18 protein-coding genes are annotated in these 21,004 nt (G+C 36.2%); 5 read left to right on the plus strand and 13 right to left on the minus strand.

The features are described from left to right. Positions 1-241: 241 nt before the first annotated feature. From CCK98_RS21390 to CCK98_RS21415, 6 genes are all read right to left on the minus strand, one after another. Complete coding sequence (locus tag CCK98_RS21390; protein ID WP_088088432.1) at positions 242-1,231, minus strand: hypothetical protein; 990 nt, start codon at positions 1,229-1,231, stop codon at positions 242-244. Continuing rightward, complete coding sequence (locus CCK98_RS21395) at positions 1,224-3,026, minus strand: hypothetical protein (protein WP_088088433.1); 1,803 nt, start codon at positions 3,024-3,026, stop codon at positions 1,224-1,226. The genes CCK98_RS21390 and CCK98_RS21395 overlap by 8 nt, the downstream gene beginning before the upstream one ends. Before the next feature lie 25 nt (positions 3,027-3,051). Further along, positions 3,052-5,901, minus strand: coding sequence for a hypothetical protein (locus tag CCK98_RS21400; protein ID WP_088088434.1), 2,850 nt, complete (start codon positions 5,899-5,901; stop codon positions 3,052-3,054). A 6-nt stretch (positions 5,902-5,907) separates the two neighbouring features. Beyond that, a complete protein-coding gene (locus CCK98_RS21405) occupies positions 5,908-7,269 on the minus strand; it encodes a site-specific integrase (protein WP_088088435.1) in 1,362 nt (453 codons plus the stop codon). A 971-nt stretch (positions 7,270-8,240) separates the two neighbouring features. Further along, a complete protein-coding gene (locus tag CCK98_RS21410; RefSeq protein ID WP_088088436.1) occupies positions 8,241-9,125 on the minus strand; it encodes a cysteine desulfurase family protein in 885 nt (294 codons plus the stop codon). A 36-nt stretch (positions 9,126-9,161) separates the two neighbouring features. Continuing rightward, positions 9,162-9,890, minus strand: a complete 729-nt coding sequence (locus CCK98_RS21415; RefSeq protein ID WP_088088437.1) for a gamma-glutamyl-gamma-aminobutyrate hydrolase family protein — start codon at positions 9,888-9,890, stop codon at positions 9,162-9,164. Between the two features lie 161 nt (positions 9,891-10,051). Here CCK98_RS21415 and CCK98_RS35565 point away from each other — a divergent pair, with 161 nt between their 5' ends. After that, on the plus strand, positions 10,052-10,189 hold the full coding sequence (locus CCK98_RS35565) for a hypothetical protein (RefSeq protein WP_168244534.1): 138 nt from the start codon (positions 10,052-10,054) through the stop codon (positions 10,187-10,189). Between the two features lie 202 nt (positions 10,190-10,391). Next, entirely contained in the window at positions 10,392-11,312 is a 921-nt protein-coding gene (locus CCK98_RS21420) for a DMT family transporter (protein ID WP_256942434.1), read from the plus strand. Positions 11,313-11,383: 71 nt separating this feature from the next. Here CCK98_RS21420 and CCK98_RS21425 read toward each other — a convergent pair whose 3' ends face one another. Then, positions 11,384-12,181, minus strand: a complete 798-nt coding sequence (locus CCK98_RS21425; protein ID WP_088088438.1) for an MBL fold metallo-hydrolase — start codon at positions 12,179-12,181, stop codon at positions 11,384-11,386. A 178-nt stretch (positions 12,182-12,359) separates the two neighbouring features. Here CCK98_RS21425 and CCK98_RS21430 point away from each other — a divergent pair, with 178 nt between their 5' ends. Further along, positions 12,360-12,596 (plus strand): hypothetical protein, encoded by a 237-nt coding sequence (locus tag CCK98_RS21430; RefSeq protein ID WP_088088439.1) that lies wholly within the window; start codon positions 12,360-12,362, stop codon positions 12,594-12,596. A gap of 60 nt (positions 12,597-12,656) precedes the next feature. On the opposite strand, the gene CCK98_RS21435 is transcribed toward CCK98_RS21430, so the two are convergent. Together CCK98_RS21435 and CCK98_RS21440 are read right to left on the minus strand one after the other, a co-directional pair. Further along, entirely contained in the window at positions 12,657-12,911 is a 255-nt protein-coding gene (locus CCK98_RS21435) for a DUF1292 domain-containing protein (RefSeq protein ID WP_088088440.1), read from the minus strand. A 186-nt stretch (positions 12,912-13,097) separates the two neighbouring features. Then, positions 13,098-13,601, minus strand: coding sequence for a hypothetical protein (locus CCK98_RS21440; RefSeq protein ID WP_088088441.1), 504 nt, complete (start codon positions 13,599-13,601; stop codon positions 13,098-13,100). A 204-nt stretch (positions 13,602-13,805) separates the two neighbouring features. Here CCK98_RS21440 and CCK98_RS21445 point away from each other — a divergent pair, with 204 nt between their 5' ends. Both CCK98_RS21445 and serC read left to right on the plus strand, forming a co-directional pair. Beyond that, the gene (locus CCK98_RS21445; protein ID WP_256942435.1) at positions 13,806-15,101 is read left to right on the plus strand and encodes an MFS transporter; all 1,296 of its coding nucleotides are present in this window, start codon (positions 13,806-13,808) and stop codon (positions 15,099-15,101) included. Positions 15,102-15,289: 188 nt separating this feature from the next. Then, a complete protein-coding gene (gene serC, locus CCK98_RS21450) occupies positions 15,290-16,387 on the plus strand; it encodes a 3-phosphoserine/phosphohydroxythreonine transaminase (RefSeq protein WP_088088443.1) in 1,098 nt (365 codons plus the stop codon). A gap of 119 nt (positions 16,388-16,506) precedes the next feature. On the opposite strand, the gene CCK98_RS21455 is transcribed toward serC, so the two are convergent. The 4 genes from CCK98_RS21455 to CCK98_RS21470 all read right to left on the minus strand — a co-directional run bounded on the left by CCK98_RS21455 (position 16,507) and on the right by CCK98_RS21470 (position 20,843). Continuing rightward, positions 16,507-17,673 carry an alanine--glyoxylate aminotransferase family protein gene (locus tag CCK98_RS21455; protein ID WP_088088444.1) on the minus strand — a complete coding sequence of 389 codons (1,167 nt, stop codon included), beginning with the start codon at positions 17,671-17,673 and terminating at the stop codon, positions 16,507-16,509. A 297-nt stretch (positions 17,674-17,970) separates the two neighbouring features. Beyond that, positions 17,971-18,972, minus strand: a complete 1,002-nt coding sequence (locus CCK98_RS21460; protein ID WP_088088445.1) for an LLM class flavin-dependent oxidoreductase — start codon at positions 18,970-18,972, stop codon at positions 17,971-17,973. A 173-nt stretch (positions 18,973-19,145) separates the two neighbouring features. Beyond that, positions 19,146-19,595, minus strand: coding sequence for an SgcJ/EcaC family oxidoreductase (locus tag CCK98_RS21465; RefSeq protein ID WP_088088446.1), 450 nt, complete (start codon positions 19,593-19,595; stop codon positions 19,146-19,148). Positions 19,596-19,733: 138 nt separating this feature from the next. Then, the gene (locus tag CCK98_RS21470) at positions 19,734-20,843 is read right to left on the minus strand and encodes an FAD-dependent monooxygenase (RefSeq protein WP_373408504.1); all 1,110 of its coding nucleotides are present in this window, start codon (positions 20,841-20,843) and stop codon (positions 19,734-19,736) included. Between the last annotated feature and the right edge of the window lie 161 nt (positions 20,844-21,004).

Consider the following 21,004-nt stretch of genomic DNA (forward strand, 5'->3'; position numbering starts at 1 on the left):
ATTTATTATTACAATTTTCTTTGTTACACACCTGATTTGATGTTCTAAAGATTTTTCTCTTAAAAACATTTCCATTTGTGCTAATTAAACCAAAATTTCATCTAGTGCAATTTAGCCAATAAAAAAAGCTATCTTTTTTGATAGCCTGGAATACTTGTTCTTGGATTTGTTGTTAATCAAAATTTAACTCCTTGTTAACTCAGAAATCGTATGTTTTTTATAAGCAATACTCGATAATTTTTCAGTCTTCCGGTATTTTGGAAGACATACTACGCATTCTCTCTCTCAACTTTTTCCCCTTAGTCTTACCGTCCTGAACTTCTAGAAGTTCGTTGTCCTTACTAGTTTCAGATTCATGTTTACTACTATTTATAGCTTGAAGGATGTCAGCCCATATTCCTTCCTCGCTATCATCTTTATAAAGGGGAGTATCATTTTCACCTTCAAAATTTGACTCCATTTCATTTTCGTCATCATGTGTAACAGAGGATATAATAGAATTATATGCTTTTAACACATTCATCATATCGTACTTATTATTCTTATATGACTCGACATTCATTAAAGCTGCAGCGTTATCTAGATCAACCCCGGAAGCGATTATGTTTTCTAAATACAGCCCCATTTCTTCTATTGTTTGAAAGTGGTGTTCACGTAAAAAGTGCTCATAAATCTTAGCCCTTGTATGGTGTTCTTTACTTTTTTTCGCTATTTTAATAAATTCCTTTTTAACTGTTTTCAATTTTTCTTCAAAGTCATTCTTCATTTGCTCTATTTTTCTTTTCATATCAATATTTTCCTGATTTAAAATAGCGTATTTCTCAGCCACTTCAACAAGCTTGCTAACAAGTTTTTGATATGAGGAATGATCCTTTTCACGTATCGAATCTAAAGTAATAAGAGCTTCTTCTAGCTTCTTTGGGGTGTTATTTTTCTTCATAAACTGTTTAACATCTATTGGCGTATAAAATGGCATATCACTGTCAACTGCATGCCTATGAACTAGTATCTTTGCTCTCTCTAACGCACCCTTATTGTATTCATCGATATGTGCCTTTATATCCTTATTTCTCGTAAAATCCTGATAATAGGCAGGCATTTTTAAATCATCAGTCATATATTTTGCTATTTTACTTGCACTAAGGGTTGTAAATTGATTTTTATATTTTATTTTGTATGTTTCAATGCATTGCATTAATGTTTCTGTAGAATATTTTCTATGTCTAGCCATTTACTTGCTCCAATATTAGCTTTTTTTCTATTTTTAAATAAGCTTGTGCCTTTTGTTGAATGTTTAGATGTGTTCGTATTAATTCGCCATCCTCATTTAAAGTTTTTTTGTAGCCTTTTAATATATTCCCAAAGTAGAATCCATCCTCTTGAAGACCATTTTCTAATTCTGCTTTCATTTCTTCAAGTTTTTCTCGGTATTTAGTAGGATCACCCTCAAAAAAGTCACAGCTTTCACAATCGCCATTGTTAGCTTCTTTGCAATGAGTTATATCTCCTACAAAAAACTTATCAGAGTAGCATTTGCCCCGGTCAACTTCTATAAATTTGCCTTTCGTTTTCATTTTGAATTTTATTCTAATTTTTTCATCTTCGTTGGGTTTTTCAAACCAGAGCTGCGCCTCATCCACGTTAATACTTCTAAGTTCTTGATATTTATAGTAAGAAATGCACTTAACAAGCTGGTCCATATGACCGAAGTAATGGAATGTTGTATTTATATCCTCGTGTCCTGCAAAATCCCGAATAAGTATTGGATTAACATCGCTCATTGTCATGTTAATAATCGCCATATGACGTGTGTCACCAAGGTTAATTTTCATTATTTCAGACTTTTTTAAATAGGTTTCTAAATCCTCTATCTTAATCTTATCTTTTGATAAAAAACTAAGGTTTTTATATACAATCTGTAACCCATATTTTTTCTGTAACACATTAACATAAAAATTGTTTAAAATATGTGTTAACGAACCTCTAGTAAATATTGGTGTCTTTCCACGTTTTGCTTTAGCTGCTCCCTGATTCCATGCAGGTAAAATAGAAAGATACGCCTCATAAGAAATCAAAAATTTAGATTCCCCATACCTTTTCACTAAATTTTGATAATCCTTTATTATGGATGCAACTTCGAACGAAACATGATAATGATATAAACTATAATCTCCATCGATTGTATGGGTCGTTATTTTTTTCTCACGTTTCTGACCCTTTAAATTACTTCTTCTAATAGTTAGAATGAACTCGCCATTTTTACCTGGTTTTAGACAGTCGTAAGGTATTAAACAAAACTCCCTTGGTCTTAGTGGTAAGATGTTTGTTATTATCCACCACAAATATAAAGGGTAATAATATAACTTTTCTTCATCTGATACATGATGTTTCCAAAAATCCTTGATTAATCTATCGAAATAGAAATATGATTGAAATTCTGCCAATGATCTTCGCTGTAACTTATTTTGTTTTCTCTTTGAAAGGTTTACTTCCAAATTATGTTCATATTGATAATCCCATTCATCTTTAAAATCATCAATATCATTAATAGGAAGAAAATCTATTAATTCTAAAATAGATACAAATGATGTAGAACTATGGGTTTTTGAATTAAGAGACTCGGAAATTTTATTCACTTTTTTCGGATTAAAATATTCGGTTTTTTCCATTACATCTCTTAAAATATTAAGTGTATGTTGTATGGTACCTATATTTTGACTATTTAGTTTAAAAACAAAATAAGCTTTTATGCAATAAACAAATTCCTCAAAATCCATCATTTCTCTTTTGTTTTTGCTTATCTGCTTTTGGAATAAGACTTCAGAAAAATCAAATTTTAATGATAGGTTTTCTACTTCATTTGTTAGTTTCCACGTCAAGTCATCAAAGGAGTTATTTAAAATAACCCCTTTTTCCTTGAAGTATATAAACTCTTTTTTGGCTTTTTCTATCCAGTTGGAATCAAAATCTATAATCTCAGTTGTATAAAAACCTTCTATATTAGTTTTTCTTTGTACAAGAAGCATGGTCCACCTCTTTTTTTGTCATCATTCATAAATTGGGATTAACTGGTTCATCCGTTAAGTCTAGATATCTATTAATATCGAACGGTTTTAAACCGTACACCTCTACAAGAGTTTGCTTAATATCATTCAAGATTGGTTCATAGACTTGCTCATAAATCATTTCATGTTTCATTTGCTCCGCTGGGGTTTTGCTTTCTTCTAATTTCTTAATTCGTTCTCTCAATTTCTGACCTAATAAGTACATAGTATGTTTTAAATAAAGCTCTTGTCCACATCCGATACACGTCTCTCGTTCAGGATTGATACATCCGATGCCTTTTGCCACGGCTATACAATTCATGTTCTTTTCCTTTGCTGGAGCAGTACCACAAGCAATTCTATCAATGAATAAATGAATAGCTCTAACATCGGGTTCTCCGTTGATTGAATAATATTTCTTGATTCCCTCAACATCCTTTCTTGCTTTTGTAAATGTATCATCAAAGGTTTTAACCCACATATCTGCATCATATGGAGAGTCAGAATAAGGAATAAGTTCTTTCATAAGGGTAGTTTGTTTAGATGGAGGTAATTGTTTTACATGGTCATCACCTTTTAATGTTTTTAATAGAAGATACGGTACAAAACTTAAAACCCCACGCTCAAACAGTTCTCTTAACAAAATGTCTGAATCTGTTAATTTCCCAAAGTATTTAAGATATACAGAAGTAATATTTGATTTTTTACCTTTATCAAATTTATGGCTCCTTGCAATACTTGCCAAAATATGTCCACTACCTAATTTTCGTTCATCGCCTTTTTTAGCAATTAAGCTTAAATATGTTTTATTAGCTGCGTTTGAAGAAAAAACTCCACTTTTAAAAATTTCACATAACGGTTGTCCAAAAAATTTTTCCTGATGCACTTTTATAGTTCCTGTGGTTGTTATTAATCGGTTAGGAGCTATTGTATTGCTTCTTCTATGCGCTTCACATAACCCAAGTAGGAATCCAATTCTATGGACAACGCTAGTAGGGACATCCCAAACCAATCCAGGGGGATTATGCTTTTCCGTTTTAGTGGGTTTTGGCTTAAGTATGTTAATTTTCATTGTCACATCCTGTACAATCTGTAAAGCCATTTCCTCAGTGATTTTGCCCTGACGTGCCAATGTAAAATATTGATCCGGAGTCATTTCTTTATTCGTAGATTGATCAAATGGCAACATCGGAAACGGGATTTTGTTTAAAATATCTGATTTTCTCCAAGCGCAAATATAGTGAATTAAGCAGTATAACCATGCTGAAGCAGAAGCTCTACTCGAACAAGCCTTTTCTATGTATTCCTCATACCACTTATGGGTATTATTTAACAATAATACCGCAAAATTGAAAAATTGCTCTTCTGTATAGAATTTCTCTTCTCTCCCTTTCTTGCCTTTACTCCCATAATCGTATAAATATTTCTTTTTAAATTGTGTTTTAAATTTGTTTTTTATTTCATGGAGAAAACGGCAAAACTCTTCAATTGTTTTATTGCTAGTCTTAACAGTGTCAAGATTTTTAAAAAGTACATTTATTTCGTCATCGTCGTGTTTCATTAATTCTTTTTGGAGTGATGAAATTAATTCATGAATAGTTTTAAGAGTTTGGAATGAGGGATGACTTTTATCTTCGAAACGTTTAAAAGCAAATTCATAAAAATAATTGATTGTTTTTTGCAATTTATTATTTTTATTCCTATTGTTTTCCATATAAGAAATAAATTTGTATTTGGGACCTGTCCCTTTTTTGCCTTTACGATATTCTTCTAAATAAATTATTTTCCGTTTTACATACTCTTTTGCTTTTTCTATATCCTCCCTATTAACAATCTTACTGAATGTCCTAAAAGGAGTAGTGTTAGAATCTATGACCTCGAAATCTGTTTCTTCTGTTTCAACATATCTGAGTATATTCTCGTATTGACTTTCTACGGCTTCTATTTTCGAAAGATTGATTGAGCAAGCTTCTGGAATTTGATAACCTAGTTCCTTCAAGACATCAGCAACAATCTCAATCAATGGTACTGTCCTTGTTTTAAATTCTTGCCATTTATTAACTTCTTCTTTTAATACGTAAATTCTAAAATTGTTGTTTTCACCATATACCACCTGTGTCCCAGGAAACATTTTTTGGTCGAATGCATGTTTTCTAATAGTATTATCTGTTAAACCTAGTAACTCACCAGCCTTAAGGCAGTTCATATAGAGGTCTGATTCCGGTATTGGAAATTTTACAAGCTCGTTTATTACATCTTTATGGTAATAGAAAATTCTTCCCATAAAGTCAATAACCTTTTTGTCCTCTATTCTTAGTAAACGTTTCATTATTTTACCAATTCTCCAATTAATATTGTGTTTTTCTAAAAGTTCGACTTGAATATCTTCTTTGGTAAGGTAAACACTTCCAAGACTATTCTTGAACTCTTGTACTTTTTCTTTTGAGAACCAAAAAACAGAATTCATATAAGCACTTGGGGGTACCAATTTTATAAAATCCAACCAATTTTTTCTCGGTTTTTTGTTCTTTTTTATATTTGCCACATTGAAGTTACCGAATGAGATTTCGAAAATTTTAAGGACTTCATGGTAAGAAATTAGTTCTAAATCACCCCTTAAATATTTTTCTTGATTAATATAAAATAACTCGATTATTCCATATGACCTAGCATCAATAAAGACATCATCTTCTTTTTTTTGATAAGGTAAAGCTAGTGACTCGCATACACCTAAAATATAATTAATAAATCTTTCATGTAATGCTTTACCACTTAGTTTATTTTTTTTTATAGGAACTATATGTTTTTTGTACAATCCTTTTATATCTTTAACTGAATACAGCGAATTTGCTACCATTTTATGTTACTCCTCATCTATCTCCTCTTCATTTATTTTATTAATTCGATTTAAGATATCTTCAACTAAAGACTTATTCGCTTCTCCATACAGTTTCATTAACTCAGATTTATCACGTATATAAGTAAATGATGACTCCTCAGAGCTATCTCCTCGCCAATCCATTAATTCGAATAACCCTTCACCATTTAGAACTAATTGAACCGTAAAATAATGACGGAGGGAGTGGGTAGATAATTCATATGTCTCAAGAAGCTGAGCATAACTTCTTAATTCACTGTCAGGTGAATTCCTAAGTTCTTCTACTAAATGTACATGTACCAGATCTTTGAACTTATCACGAAAGTCCTTACTCGTCATAGCTTTTCCTTGTTCATTTACGAACATTGGATAAAAGCCTTTTTCAATCTTTTTTTTCTTTAAACGTTCTTGATGTCTGTTATAATATTTTTTAAATGTTCGCATAAATTTTGGATATACTTTTTGCTTTCGCAGCTTTTTAATACCTCCTACAAAAACCCAGTCTGATCTCATATTCTTAGGATTTTCAAGATCAATTGAAAAGTACCTGAATTCACCATATCCATTTTTACTATAGGAAACACCTCCATCTATATGTTGTCTAACATTACATATTTCCGAAGGTCTTAAACCACAAAATGCGCCAAAGCAAAGAGCCAAAGCAATGTCTTGATATTTGGGGTGTTCTGCACACAATCTTAAAAGTATTTGAAAGACTTTAGTTGGAATATCTCTGAGAAGAGGTTTTTTTTCAATATTTGGGCTTATTCTAACAGGTTCAAAGGCAGTATCAGTTGTAACATAGACAGTCCCATCGTGTGTTTTTCTCTCTATTTGCTGAAGCAATTTTATTTTGTATATATGACGTGCTTCCTTCTTATGAGTGTCTTGAATCCATTGATAGAATTTGGCTATTTCAAAAACTGCTCTTTCAACTAACTCTTCACATTTAGGTTTACCATTTCCAATATCCCCATCAGCGTAAGCTTGTAAAAACCAATTCCCATGCTCCAATTTGATGTCTTTCATGTCAGTGATACCAAAGGCGTTATACATATCGATTAGTGTGTAATTTAAAAACATACAGATAAGCGATCCTCTTTTTCTTAAGGTAGATGGTTTTCTTGTATCCACGTTTTTACCCTTAAGATAACGAAGGTACCTACTATAAGGTGTCAGTTCAACAAAGGCTCCAGACCAATGTTTTAGATAAATAAATATATGCTCCTTTAAAATTCCATTTTCATACATCATCTTGTGACTACGTAATCCGAACCGGAATTGCTTAAGCATTTTATAAGTTATTTCTTTGTTTTCTTTTGGAAAAGTAACTACTTTTTTCGACATATTAACTACTCCTATTGTCCTCCTTTGTATTTAATAACATTTTCCAACATTAATAAAAATATCATCCTTCCCCTTTGATTTATGTCTATTATAATAAGAACGAATGTTTCTTTGGAGTAAAATAAAACGACAAAACCCTTTAGATAACAGCGTTTTAAATTTATTTAATTTTGATCATTTATAATAAATACATTTGTTTTTTTAAAATTTATTTTAATGTAATTATTTTTTAATATCTGATATTAGGAAAAACATATGTATTTTGTAAATTTTATTTTTGTTCAGACTTCCACCATTATGTAATTTTATGTATCAATTTGTAATTTAATGTCGGAATTTTTTTGGGATCCGTTTAAAAAGGCGCATAACAAAAATTTAGGGGAATTTGCGATTTTGTTGAGAATGTAGCGAAAATCAATATGGATTTATAAACGAATTTATTCAACACTGAAGGTAAACTGTTAAATGTTTTCTGGACCAATAAATTAGCGAGGAGAAAAAGGCGAGGGAGTACAATTTTAAATTATCAATTATTACTTTAGTGAAGCGTATCCTTTTCTATTTTACATAATAGTAAATATATCTTTCTCAACTTAATTATGATTTGCTGTATGAGTTTTAATGACAAATTGATTAATGATTTTTGATCATATTAAATACAAATTCCTTCTCGCGCATGACTATTTATCTAAATCGTCCGCTTATTATTCTAATAAAACTATTTTTATAATATAAAAATTTTTCCTTCCCACTTGTTCATTAAAGGGTTTCAAATAGTCTTTTATGTAAATAGAAATACAGTAATTTTTACACACAAAATATAATGGTGGGTACTACTTCTTTTAAATCTATTATGTATTTTTTGTTTGTAGTTAAAATTTAGTACACAGAATTAATTATTGTTGATAGAGTAGTAGACAATTTAATTTTTTTGATCATAATTATACAACTTTCAATTGTTTGTTATACGTTCATTCCTTGGGCAGACGTTCCTCAGGGTGTCCATTCAATACTACCTTGTCTCCAAACGCATCCTGTAATTGCTGCCAAAAATAGTCGGTCAAATCTTTTATGCCACGAGTTCCTACCTCTTGTTTAGCAATTTCACAAGCCATTCCTAATCCCACTGCTAATAAAGTATTTTCCGTGCCGGCACGCAGTCCAAACTCATGCCCAGCCCCGTGTATAAGTGGTTCCAGTTGGATTCCCTCTCGAATAAAGAGTGCTCCAATTCCTTTCGGAGCATAGAGTTTATGGCCGGCAATCGTGAGCATATCTACCTTCAAATCATTAACATTTACCGGGACTTTTCCAACCGATTGAGAAGCATCCGTATGAAAAGCTATCCCATGCTCTTTAGCTATATCCCCGATCGTTTGGATTGGTTGTAAGGTACCTGTTTCATTATTGGAATGCATAATCGAAATCAAGATCGTTTCCTTAGTAATCGCCTTTTCTATTTCTTCTAGTGTAACTTTCCCAGTCCGATCCACGTCTACATATGTGACCTTTGCCCCTATTTGTTCGAGGAATTTACATGGATTCATGATCGCAGGATGTTCAATTTTAGAAGTAATGATATGGTTGCCTTTATGCCGATTTTTAAAATAAAAACCTTTTAATGCAAGGTTATTGGCTTCGCTGCCGCCACTTGTGAAAATAATTTCTCTAGGGGAACATCCAATTAACTCAGCAACCTGTTTTCGGGCATTATGTAATAATTCTTTTACAGGTCTCCCCGCCCAATGTAAGGCGGATGGATTCCCATAAAAATTATCTAGCAACGGTTTCATGGCCTCTACTACTTCAGGAGCCATAGGTGTGCTGGCATTGTAATCAAGATAAATTTTTTCCATCGATTGATTCCTTCCCTTCCACTTCTGAACCGATGATTAAACCATGACCTTTGCACTGTTTTTAATAAATTCTAAGAACAAATTGTTCATCTCAGCGTTTGTACTTGCCATGGATTCAGGATGCCACTGAACACCCACCGTAAATGTGGTTGGATGGGTATATTCTACTGCTTCAACGATTCCATCGGATGATTGTGCAACGATACGAAGATCCTTGGCTACCTCACCGATTGCTTGATGGTGAAGACTATTGACTCGGACTCGATTAGATCCTACTATTTCAAACAATCTACTATTTTTGGAGATGGTCACCCAATGGGTATCTTGACTCCTATCAATCTTCTGAGAGTGTTGGATTGGTTCAATGACTTGACTCGGGATATCCTGAATTAAGGTTCCTCCCAATGCGACATTCAAAATTTGCACTCCTCTGCAAATCGCAAGAAGGGGAATATCGTTCTCAAGCGCATATTTAACAATCGCAATCTCTGCCAAGTCCCGCTCTGGTGTAGTTGGACCTAAGTGGTGATGTGGATCCTGATTAAAAAGTTTAGGATCGACGTCCTCTCCCCCGCTTAGGATAATTCCATCACATAAACCAAGCGTTTCTAAAGAAATTTCGGGGTTAATATATGGAAGGATAATAGGGATCCCTCCGTTAGCGACAACACTTTTATGGTAATCATGGTGCACATAAACACCTTCCATATAGTCGTTATGTTTAACATAGGCACCCGTTATGCCGATAATTGGTTTTCTGTTCATCTTTCTTCCCCCTATAACTTTGACACTAATATTGATATCTTAACACAATTATTTTTCAATACAGCACTGAAAAAATTTACATAATCTTAAAATGAACTTCATATATTAATCTGTATTGCAAATATACAATAATATTAACATGATCAAAGGATGGAGATACTATGGAGCATGTTCTTTACAATGGAAAGAAATATATTATCCTTTATACGTACGATTCTGGATACTGCGAAATTAAAGAAATAGAAAGTGTTCATAATGTACAATTGGTTCATTTATCAGAATTAAAAAATCTAACTTAAAAGATAGAGCTGGAAAAGGAAAAACTCCTTTACCAGCTTTTTTAATGCTTGACTGTGTTAAACTTGGCCATAAAATCAACAATGACCATTAAAACAGCTAATTGATTAAATAATTTAAATATTTTACTAAAATTTATTTCGAAATCCGAAAAAGATGTTAAAATCTATTTATTAAATTGAAATAGATTGTAGGGGATTGACGATGAATAAGAATAAAAAGCTATGGCTTATTTATGGGATGTTATTTTTTGCCACGGCTACATGGGGAAGTGCGTTTCTTGCTGGTAAAGTCGCTGTAAAAGACTTTGAACCAGCAACCGTTGCTTTTTTACGTTTTTTGGGGGCTGCTATTCTATTGTTTCCGCTTATGTGGCTGATGGAAAAAAATCGAAAGAAGCCCACTCTCAAAGATTATGGATTATTTGCCGTTCTTGGATTAACAGGCATTGCAATATATAATATTTGTTTTTTTATGGCTACCAAACATGCACCGGTTATTAAGAGTTCCTTATTTATTGCCTCAAACCCAGTACTGATTGTCCTTTTATCAGGATTATTTCTAAAAGAAACAATCACCAAAAACCATATGATTGGAATGGTGATTGCCCTAACTGGGGTTACCTTCATTATTACCGATGGTCACCTACTCTCACTGTTCCAATACGGTTTTGAGACGATCGACTTTGTTTTACTAGGTGCAGTAATTAGCTGGGCATTGTACAGTGTGGTTGGTAAAGTCGTTTTAAAAAAATACAGTGCGGTGGAATCCACCACTTATGCGGTTGCATTTGGTACCATATTTTTATTTCCGTTTGCATACGTGGAAACATCCTGGCACGATGTACAAACCGCTAGTGTTTCAACCTGGATCGCCATTTCACATATGAGCATTTTTGTAACGGTTGTTTCATTTATTATGTACTATTACGGCATAAAAGAGGTTGGTGCTGCGAAGGCTTCTATCTTTATTAATGTGATGCCGTTATCAGCTGTCTTGATGGCTACCTTCTTTTTAGGTGAGACCTTTACATTGGCTCAAGGGATAGGTGCCGCCTTTGTTTTAACTGGGGTTTATATTGGAACCAACACGAAACTTTTTAGAAGAAAATTACAAGCAGCATGATTTAAAGGTCAAAACGGCAGTGATTTAGCTAATCACCGCCGTTTTCTTTTGATATTTATTAGTTTCTCACCTTAAAAAGATGAAACAATGGAAGCGACGATATGCCGAGAATCCCATTGTCCATCGGAAAAAGAAATGATTGGATATTTTTTCGGGAAAAGCATTTGAGTAATTTCATCAATCGAGCGACCTTGTTTGTGGAGATTTCCCACTTCACCGGAAAGATTCTCAAGATAATCTAATTTTTGCTTCATCATGCTTTTTCCATCCTTAATAAAACCAGCATGACAGCAAAACAGGGCCTGAAAGTCAAAGCTGAGCAGCCTGCGAATCGAATCGATAATGACCGGAATGGATTCGCTGTCCATAATGACTTTTGTTTTCGGATTTACGAATAAATCACCGGAAAATAATTGTCCAGACTCTTCATGAAACAGAGAGACATGGTCATCAGCATGTCCTGGCGTATAAATGACTTTCCATTCGTGACTTCGAGATTTAATCACGTCCCCTAGTGGCAAGGGTTGAAACGGCGTCCGCTTTCCCCAGGTTAACTGTCGATACTTTGGATAGGGATAAGGCTCAGCACAGATACTCATTCCCTTTGGATGTACATAGATTGGAACATTCTTTTGCTTCTGAATCCATGGGGCTAAACCAGAATGGTCTTCATGACTATGTGTCAATGTTACCATCTCAAAGCTTAGATTCTCATAAATAGGTACAAGCTCTGTTTCAAGACACTGTGGCCCTGTATCAATTAACATTCCGTCTACCAAAAAAGAATAAACTGTCCCTAATTTGATTCCCGACTGTTGAACATTTCCTTCTACACATAAAACGTCCTCATTCGTTAATACGTTTAACATTATCGATTATGCACACCTCCCTTTTTCGAATTTTCAAAATTCTCTATTTAATTGTATCGAAAAATGAATGAATAATCAATCATGATATCCTGATGAAATTTAAATCTACTTATCAAAAAGATAAATGCATATTTCTCTACTTTTTTTCAAATTATATGAAAAAAAGGTGGTTATATAAGTGAGTAATTGGCATCTCATTTTGTCTGGTATTGCATTGTTAGTATTGATTGGCGGTTTAATTTTTACATTAGGAACTGGAAGAATGGTCAGTACTAGATCAAGTGAATTTGATACGCAAATCAATGAAAAAACTCAAAGACATCCTTATTTACTGAATCCAGTATTTCTTGTTTGGATTATCGCCATTGCAGCTATCATTATTTATATCATCTATCTTGGCTTTAATTACTATTGAAAAAAAACGCAGCGAAAGGACCCCCCTATTATCCGGGGGTACCTTTCGTTGCGTTATGTTTTATTCTGCTGGAGCATGTTCCACGGCGATTTGATATGCAGCCAATATCGCTTCACTTTCGGAAGGGTCATTTATACCTACTAAGTCTTGGTTACCTTCCTCACCCTCAATCTTCATTACGATGGTTTCATCCTCTGCATTTAGTAGCGCATAGGACTCGTCCTCCATATCAAACAAGGCTTCAACAGCAAATTCTTTAAGATTCCCGTGGTCATCTTCAATCGTTATATAATCACGTGGTTCATCATGCTTCATCGTCCCTCACCTCAACAAAAGTACTCAGAAATAATGTTCCCTTACCCACAAAAAAGTTCAGTGGAAAAATATTGTTAATACCATTTGAAATTGGGAAAAGTAATATCGGCATTATTGATTGGGTGGTGTGTGATTGAAGATTAGTTTTGTGGGTTAAAGGTAAAGTTATAGTGGTTGTTTGTGCGTTTACCAAGAACATTGGTACAACAAATAGTGGGTTTCAAAATTGAAGTGATTAATGAGGGCTGATAATAAGGCTTGGGTCTCTTCAATTTCTCTGTAATAATAGGAATCATAAGAGAGGTTACCGAAAAAACAACCAGGTCTTGTTGGTAAAATATGATAAGGAGGTTCCTTTTCCTTTAGAACTTGAAGACATAAGTTATTTAGGTCCAGCAAATTTTCCTTTGTGACTTCTTGTGTGAAAAGAGGGTCATCTTCCCCGTTATGGAGTGTTTCGACAAACCAATTGTGAATTTGGTTGGCCTTTCGCCAGTACGCAACTTCTTCATAAATACTCGACCATGAGGAATCATATTCCTTAAAATGCTTAATGTGCGGCTTTAGCTTTTCATAGATTTCATCCTGATCTGCTTTATGCTTACTCATTTGTGCACTTGCTAAAACGATTTCATCATAGTCCATTCCAGTGATCTTAGGTAAAGAAACTAAATACATATCAAGTCCCATTTTCTAACTCCTTTTTCTAATTTAGTAGTTGTAAACATATAGTAATACAACCACTATTATCCTATCATAAATTAACTCCATCACCGTCTACTTCATATGAACAAATATTGAACTTTTCGACATTTTACTATATAAACTGCTATTTTTTCTTGTTAAAATAAAAATCAAATGAAGAAGGGTTTGTCCTTCAGAAAGAGGTTTCGTGTGGCACATAACCCGGTCGATTCAAAACCAGATTGGTTGAAGAGTTACATAGATTCACCAGAAAAGCAGGAAAAGTTATATCGACGGACATTACTGATCGTTGTCATGTCTCAGATTTTCGGTGGGGCTGGACTTGCTGCTGGAATTACGGTTGGCGCACTTCTTGCCCAAGATATGTTAGGGACGGATAGCTATGCAGGGATACCAGCAGCATTGTTAACATTGGGTTCTGCTGGAGCAGCGTTGCTTATCGGTCGAGTCTCACAACGTTTCGGCCGCCGAATAGGACTTGCGGGAGGATTCTTGACTGGTGGGATCGGTGCGATTGGAGTGATCGTTTCGGCCATCACAAGTAATATCTTTCTTCTTTTCGCCTCGCTTCTGGTCTATGGTGCAGGCTCAGCTTCAAACTTACAAGCCCGCTATGCCGGAACCGACTTAGCAAAACCCACACAGCGAGCGACATCCATCAGTATTGCCATGGTATCAACCACATTCGGCGCTGTGGCGGGACCGAATTTGGTCGATGTAATGGGCCGATTTGCCACGTCAATCGGTGTCCCTTCTCTTGCCGGTCCGTTCATACTGGGCGCGACTGCCTTTATCCTTGCGGGGTTAGTCCTATTAGCTTTCCTGCGCCCGGATCCTCTGATGGTTGCAGAAGCGATTGCAGTTGATCAGCAAATGCATAGAAGTAATCCCTTAGAGAAGCAATCTAGTAATCTAGCTATCAATAAACGAGGAATCGTGGTTGCTGCGACCATTATGGTTTTAACTCAAATTGTCATGACATCCATCATGACAATGACACCCGTATACATGAAACATCATGGGCATGGTCTAAGAGAAGTCGGAATGGTAATCGGCTTCCATATAGGTGCCATGTACCTTCCCTCACTAGTAACAGGTATTCTCGTAGATAAGATAGGCCGAACTACAATGGCCATCGCTTCCGGTGCCACGCTCCTTGCAGCTGGTATTCTTGCTGGCAGTGCACCTGCTGATTCCATGCTTGTTCTTATCATTGCACTCGTTTTGCTCGGGCTTGGCTGGAACTTTGGGTTAATTAGCGGCACGGCACTGATTGTCGATTCAACTTCCCCCTCTAACCGGGCCAAAACACAGGGAACAGTAGATGTTTTAATTGCTTTAGCTGGGGCATCCGGGGGAGCGCTTTCCGGGATGGTGGTTGCACAAACGAGTTATGCTGGACTATCATTTGCTGGAGGGATCCTTTCCTTACTGCTGATCCCAGTCGTGATCTGGTCTAGTAGTAATCAGAGAATGACTGAATAAAGCTAGAGTTTTTGACAAAAAGTATAGGGAAAAAGGAAACCTGTCTCTGGTTCGCCAGTGGCCATCCTTTTCCCTTTTTGATTTCTTTTAATAAAAAAAGCAAAATTTTTACGATTTCACAATTAAATTTATTTTCGGAATTTTATAAGTATGTTATAGTCATATAAAAGAAAAATGGAGTGATAAAAATGAAACTGCAAGTCCAACGCGCTTATAATTTTAATGCAGGCCCTTCCGCGTTACCTATTTCCGTCTTAGAAAAAGCTCAAGAAGAACTGATTGATTTTCGAGGTACAGGCATGTCAGTCATGGAGCTTAGCCATCGAAGCAAAGCATATGAAGAAGTACATAATCAAGCGATTGACAATTTGAAGGAACTACTTTCTATTCCTGATACACATGAAGTACTCTTCTTGCAAGGCGGAGCGAGTCTTCAGTTTTCAATGATTCCGATGAATTTTTTACAATCTGGAAAAAAAGCCGGATATGTAATGACAGGCTCTTGGTCAGAGAAAGCATTCACGGAGGCAAAACTATTTGGGGATGTTTATCATGCGGGTTCCACAAAAGAAGGCAACTACCGCAGCATCCCAACGCTTGATCAAATACAGTACGTTCCATCGGATGCTTATTTACACCTAACATCGAACAATACCATTTATGGTACCCAATGGAAGGACTTCCCTGACACTGGCGATGTTCCGTTAATCGCAGACATGTCGAGTGATATTCTGTCTAAGCCGATTGATGTTAGCAAGTTTGCGTTAATTTATGCTGGTGCCCAGAAAAACCTTGGTCCTTCAGGCGTAACGGTTGTGATTATTCGCAAGGATTTGCTTGAACAAGCAAACACAAATATCCCAACAATGTTAAAGTACAGTACACATTCTAAAAATAATTCATTGTATAACACACCGCCAACCTTCGGCATTTATATGCTGGGTGAGGTCTTAAACTGGGCTCGTGAGTTAGGTGGCTTATCTGCGATTGCTGAGCTTAATGATAAAAAAGCGAATCTGATTTACGAAACAATTGATACAAGTAATGGTTTTTACATTGGCCATGCTGAACCGGACAGTCGTTCTCTCATGAACCTTACTTTTAACTTAGCATCGAAAGACTTAGAAAAGAAATTCCTCGAGCAAGCGAAACAAAAAGGCTTTGTTGGCGTAAACGGTCATCGCTCGATCGGCGGATGTCGTGTATCAGCTTATAATGCTGTTCCAGTTGAGGCATGTAAGGCATTCAAAGAGTTTATGATTCAATTCCAAGCAGAAAATAGCTAATGAAAAATCACCCTCTATATTTTTTAGAGGGTGATTTTTTCAGTTCATCGGGCTTTATAAACCGCTCTTACTTACATTGGTCGTGATTTTTCCAGTCAAACAGGCTTTATAAACGAACACTAAATGCGAATAGCCACTTGCTTTTTAAAGCAATCGACCGCTTTCTCTGAATCAACCGGATATCCCAGCTCATTCATCGTTTCTCCGATCAAAACGACCGCATCTTCGAGCATTTGTTCCGTCGTATTCCCCATATGTCCAATCCGGAACGCCTTCCCTGCCAAATGGGCTAGTGATCCAGCTACAATCACTCCTTTTTTTGCAAGTGAAGAACGGAAAGCAGCATCGTCCATTCCATCAGGATAAAGAATACAACTAAGTGTTGCGGCAGCGACTTCTTCCTTTGCTAACGCCTTCATCCCGTATACGGCAAGGGCCGATCTAACCGCTTTTCCGAATGCGGAGTGGCGCTGGTATCTTCGTTTCATCCCCTCCTCCAATACCAATCTCATCCCTTCGTTATAGGCATAGATGAGATTGACTGGAGGTGTGGCGAAGTACTTTCCTGGATCGTTCATAATTGGAATCCAATTATAGATATCACAATAATAAGCAGGAACTCGTTCCATTTTGGCACGTGCAGCTAAAGCTGTTTGGTTAAGGGCAACGATGGCTAGACCAGGCGGTACGCCAATTGCTTTTTGTGAACCTGTTAATATGACATCGATTTTCCCATCAGACCCATGATATTGCCTACTCATATCTTCTTCCATTGCGGCAGTCGCACAAACACCATCGAGAATGACGAGTGCTCCATTTTTTTTAATAATCGGCACAAGTACATCTAAATTAGCAGCTACTCCTGTCGACGTATCTGCGTGGGTAATTGTAACCGCCTTAAAATTGCCATTCACTAATTTCGCTTCGACATCACTTGGAGATACCTGAGTACCCCATTCTGCCTGGAGTACTTCTACTTCAATGTCATATGCTTTTCCTAATTTAATGAAACGATCACCGAAATAACCTTGACTGATCACTAAAAGTTTTTCCCCAGCGGCAACTGTATTGACAAGCGCCATTTCCATAGCTACGGTTCCAGAGCCGGAAATAACAAACACTTCACCATCTGTTTTTAGTATTTCTTTTGTTTTCTCGATCGCATTTTTGTAGATAGCGACAAATCTCGAGTCTGTGTGTCCCCTTGTTTCCTGTGCAATAGCATCATAAATTGAATCAACTACCGGCGTTGGCCCGGGTATTAGCAGCATCTCTTGATTACGCATTTTCCCATCCCCCTAATTAGCAACCTGTTTCTCCATAAATATATTTCTATACTCATCGATTTAAACCTTTATCTCAATTTTGACTAATTGGTGAATTTTCTCAAAAGGGACAAAGCCATTAATCGAGGGCACTAACCTGTTCTGATTCATTTTAGAATTCTCCATCGCGTTATTTTTATTGATTATAGAAAGGGGAGCAAACGAATTCAATAAAGCTGTAACAAAACCTCCCACGAATTCGTGTAACGAAAAAGACCAGAGAGAGATCAATTGTCTCTTCTGGTCCTTTCGTATGGTTTAGTGGCCGTCGACTACTTCTTTTAATATTTCATACGAACGTTTTTGTTTTTCAGTGTCAAAAATATACGATACGGCCATGAGTTCATCGACATGATAATAGTCCTGGAACTTAGTCAACTGTTGGCGGACTGTTTCCTTGCTCCCTATCAACGTCACACTTTGCTTCGATGCCGCCATTTCTTTTTCCATTGGGCTCCAAAGCTCATCCAAGTTTTCAACGGGTGGTTGTAGCGGATTCTGTGTACCACGAACAACATTTAGGAAAAACTGCTGCATCGTTGTCGATAAAAATTGTGCCTCCTCATCCGTTTCGGCCGCAATAACATTTAAACAAACCATCATATATGGTTTATCCAAATATTCAGAAGGCTGGAAACGACTCCGATAGATTGAGATTGCTTCTTCCATATATCTTGGTGCAAAGTGGGACGCAAATACATATGGAAGACCCAAGCTTGCCGCCAAATACGCTGAATCAGTGGAAGAACCGAGTATATATATCGGAATATTCGTGTCAACGCCAGGATAGGCTTTCACATAGCTTTGCTGATCTGCTGGGCCAAAATACGTAAGTAAGGCTTGGACATCATTTGGGAAAGTATAAACTGGATCATTTTTCGATCGTCTTAGGGCACTTGCCGTCATCATATCTGTTCCAGGTGCACGGCCCAGACCGAGGTCCACACGATTTGGGTAAATCGTGGCCATAGTACCGAATTGTTCAGCCACTACTAGCGGTGAGTGATTGGGCAGCATGATCCCTCCGGACCCTACTTTAATCTTAGTTGTATGTTCCAAAACATGTTTAATTAAAATCGATGTCGCTGAACTGACAAGGGTAGCTGTATTATGATGTTCTGCGATCCAATAGCGTTGATAACCCATAGATTCAACCGCTTGCGCAAGTTCGACCATTGACTCGATCGCTTGGCTTGGGTTTTGTCCCTTCCGGATCGGAGCTAAATTCAAAACAGATACAGGTATATTAATTGTTGCCATATTAATAATTCCTTTCCTTAGAGAGATTACTACTATAGTAACAATAGGAAGGCATAAATCAAAAATAAATGCTTAGCAGGGAAAGGGTGTCAGGCACCCTTTTCTTTCCGAAACTTTATTATAGTAATAATAATAAGTGACTTTTATGTATTTAAGTACAAGAACAAGCAGCTTTATTTTAATAACTCTCTCAGCTCATCAGTCATTTTTTCCACTAATTCAGGTCTGCCATGAAACTGGGCTGGAGTATTTTGAAACAATTGAATACGCCAGTTCCCGTCTCCTTTTACAACAACAAGCGTATGATGTGTGTTCACGTTAGGGTTAATGTCTGATTGTTTTGGTGGCACCATTCCTGCAATTGCCCGCAAAATAGCGATCTCTGAAGTTAGAAAACGTACATCCTTCACTTTACTTACAAACCGTGCCGTTGGATGGTGTTCAAAAATTGGCTGTAGGTGTGAAAATATTTCTTGTATGCCAATAGATTGACTTCCATCAAATCCGATACTCTCGCCATCATCCGTAAATAACTTTGCCATCCCCTCTGCACTGCGTTCATTCCACGCCTCCAAAAGCTTTTTATAAACTGCTTGTACTTCTTTAGAATCAGAAATCATCATAATTTAATAACTCCTCTCATGGCTTTGATATTATCGTAAAACAATCCATTCCTTCTTTTCAACTTTGAGGTCAGGCTCTCACAAATAAAAAAGGACCTTCTCCCACTCCATTAAAAGATGTAGGTGAAGGTCCATTATTTAATTTAGAGCAAACTGAGCAAATTTTTCCGAAAATGACGCTTCTTGTTGTATTTGCATTTCTTGTTGTACTTTGATTTCAGTTTTTCTACTCACTTCAAATGTTTTTAATCTCTGTGCTGTGATGTTTTTATCCATTAGGGCTTCGGTTAAGATCGGCGCTAACACATGCGCGTCCTTCATCCCACAATTAATGCCGATTGCACCTGTAGGAGTCATTGTGTGCGCTGCATCTCCGATGATGATTAATCCGTCCTTTACCCACGTTTCAGAACGGGAGCTTTGCACCTTTAAGGGAACAAAGTTCTTCCAGGTACTTAGATGCTGTAAGACCAACTCTTTCAATTCCGGAAAGCTTTCGATCAATGGTTCAAGAAATGGCTGTAATAATTGTTTTCTTAACGAAGGAAAGGATCCTTCTTCAATATTCCAGCCAATTTGGATGAATCCTCCCGTCTGCGTGAACAAGGCAAGCTGATGTCCATTGACATGCACCATTCTTGTTGTTGGCTCCCATCCTGCAGGAGCGGGAATTTTGGCCCACAATACGTCATATCCATGCAACAACTCGACCGTTGGTATCTTTGCAAGCTTTCTGACAGTTGAAAAGCGGCCATCCGCACCAACGACAACGGAACTTGAAATCATTATTTCATGACCGTCCTTTATTCCTTTCACACCAGTATAGACTCCCTGCTCATCCTGCATTAATTCGGTTACTGTTGTGTTAAAAAGAAGACGGTAGTTTTTATATTGTTCTGATTCTTGGTTGATTGCACTCAGTAAATTAGCTTGAGGAACATGAATTCCTACGTGATCCTCATCGGTTGAAGGGATAATTGTTTGGACGATATGTTTGCCAGCAAAGAATTCAACTTTTTTCATTTTAAGTATGCCTAGCTCTTCTATCTTTTCAAACAATTGATGTGCTTTTAAAATGGCTTCTGTTTCAGAATTTATATGTTCACCTCTAAATTTCCGATTAACTCCAGTAGAACGTTCTATTAAAATAGTTGATACACCGTTTTTAGCCAATAAAAACCCTAGTAATGTCCCTGCTGGTCCGCCACCCACAATACAAACATCTGCCTGTAGCTTCAATTTATTCACCTTCTGGTAATATTTATTTATGAAAAAATTATCTTCAAAAGTTTTCTTATAAGAAAAAAAGTTAATTATAGAATAACAAATTTTATGTAAATGGTCAATTCTTCGTTCAAACCTAACCGAATTTTATGGACAAAAAAAGACCCTGCAAGAGAGTCTTTTTT

This window comes from Bacillus sp. OV166 (assembly GCF_900177675.1).
In the GTDB taxonomy this organism is placed as follows: Bacteria; Bacillota; Bacilli; order Bacillales; family Cytobacillaceae; genus Neobacillus.

Coding starts and splice junctions, on each gene's coding strand:
- CCK98_RS21390 (WP_088088432.1), bottom strand. CDS start 1,231: ATGGCTAGACATAGAAAATATTCTACAGAAACATTAATGCAATGCATT.
- CCK98_RS21395 (WP_088088433.1), bottom strand. CDS start 3,026: ATGCTTCTTGTACAAAGAAAAACTAATATAGAAGGTTTTTATACAACT.
- CCK98_RS21400 (WP_088088434.1), bottom strand. CDS start 5,901: ATGGTAGCAAATTCGCTGTATTCAGTTAAAGATATAAAAGGATTGTAC.
- CCK98_RS21405 (WP_088088435.1), bottom strand. CDS start 7,269: ATGTCGAAAAAAGTAGTTACTTTTCCAAAAGAAAACAAAGAAATAACT.
- CCK98_RS21410 (WP_088088436.1), bottom strand. CDS start 9,125: ATGGAAAAAATTTATCTTGATTACAATGCCAGCACACCTATGGCTCCT.
- CCK98_RS21415 (WP_088088437.1), bottom strand. CDS start 9,890: ATGAACAGAAAACCAATTATCGGCATAACGGGTGCCTATGTTAAACAT.
- CCK98_RS35565 (WP_168244534.1), top strand. CDS start 10,052: ATGGAGCATGTTCTTTACAATGGAAAGAAATATATTATCCTTTATACG.
- CCK98_RS21420 (WP_256942434.1), top strand. CDS start 10,392: ATGAATAAGAATAAAAAGCTATGGCTTATTTATGGGATGTTATTTTTT.
- CCK98_RS21425 (WP_088088438.1), bottom strand. CDS start 12,181: ATGTTAAACGTATTAACGAATGAGGACGTTTTATGTGTAGAAGGAAAT.
- CCK98_RS21435 (WP_088088440.1), bottom strand. CDS start 12,911: ATGAAGCATGATGAACCACGTGATTATATAACGATTGAAGATGACCAC.
- CCK98_RS21440 (WP_088088441.1), bottom strand. CDS start 13,601: ATGGGACTTGATATGTATTTAGTTTCTTTACCTAAGATCACTGGAATG.
- serC (WP_088088443.1), top strand. CDS start 15,290: ATGAAACTGCAAGTCCAACGCGCTTATAATTTTAATGCAGGCCCTTCC.
- CCK98_RS21455 (WP_088088444.1), bottom strand. CDS start 17,673: ATGCGTAATCAAGAGATGCTGCTAATACCCGGGCCAACGCCGGTAGTT.
- CCK98_RS21460 (WP_088088445.1), bottom strand. CDS start 18,972: ATGGCAACAATTAATATACCTGTATCTGTTTTGAATTTAGCTCCGATC.
- CCK98_RS21465 (WP_088088446.1), bottom strand. CDS start 19,595: ATGATGATTTCTGATTCTAAAGAAGTACAAGCAGTTTATAAAAAGCTT.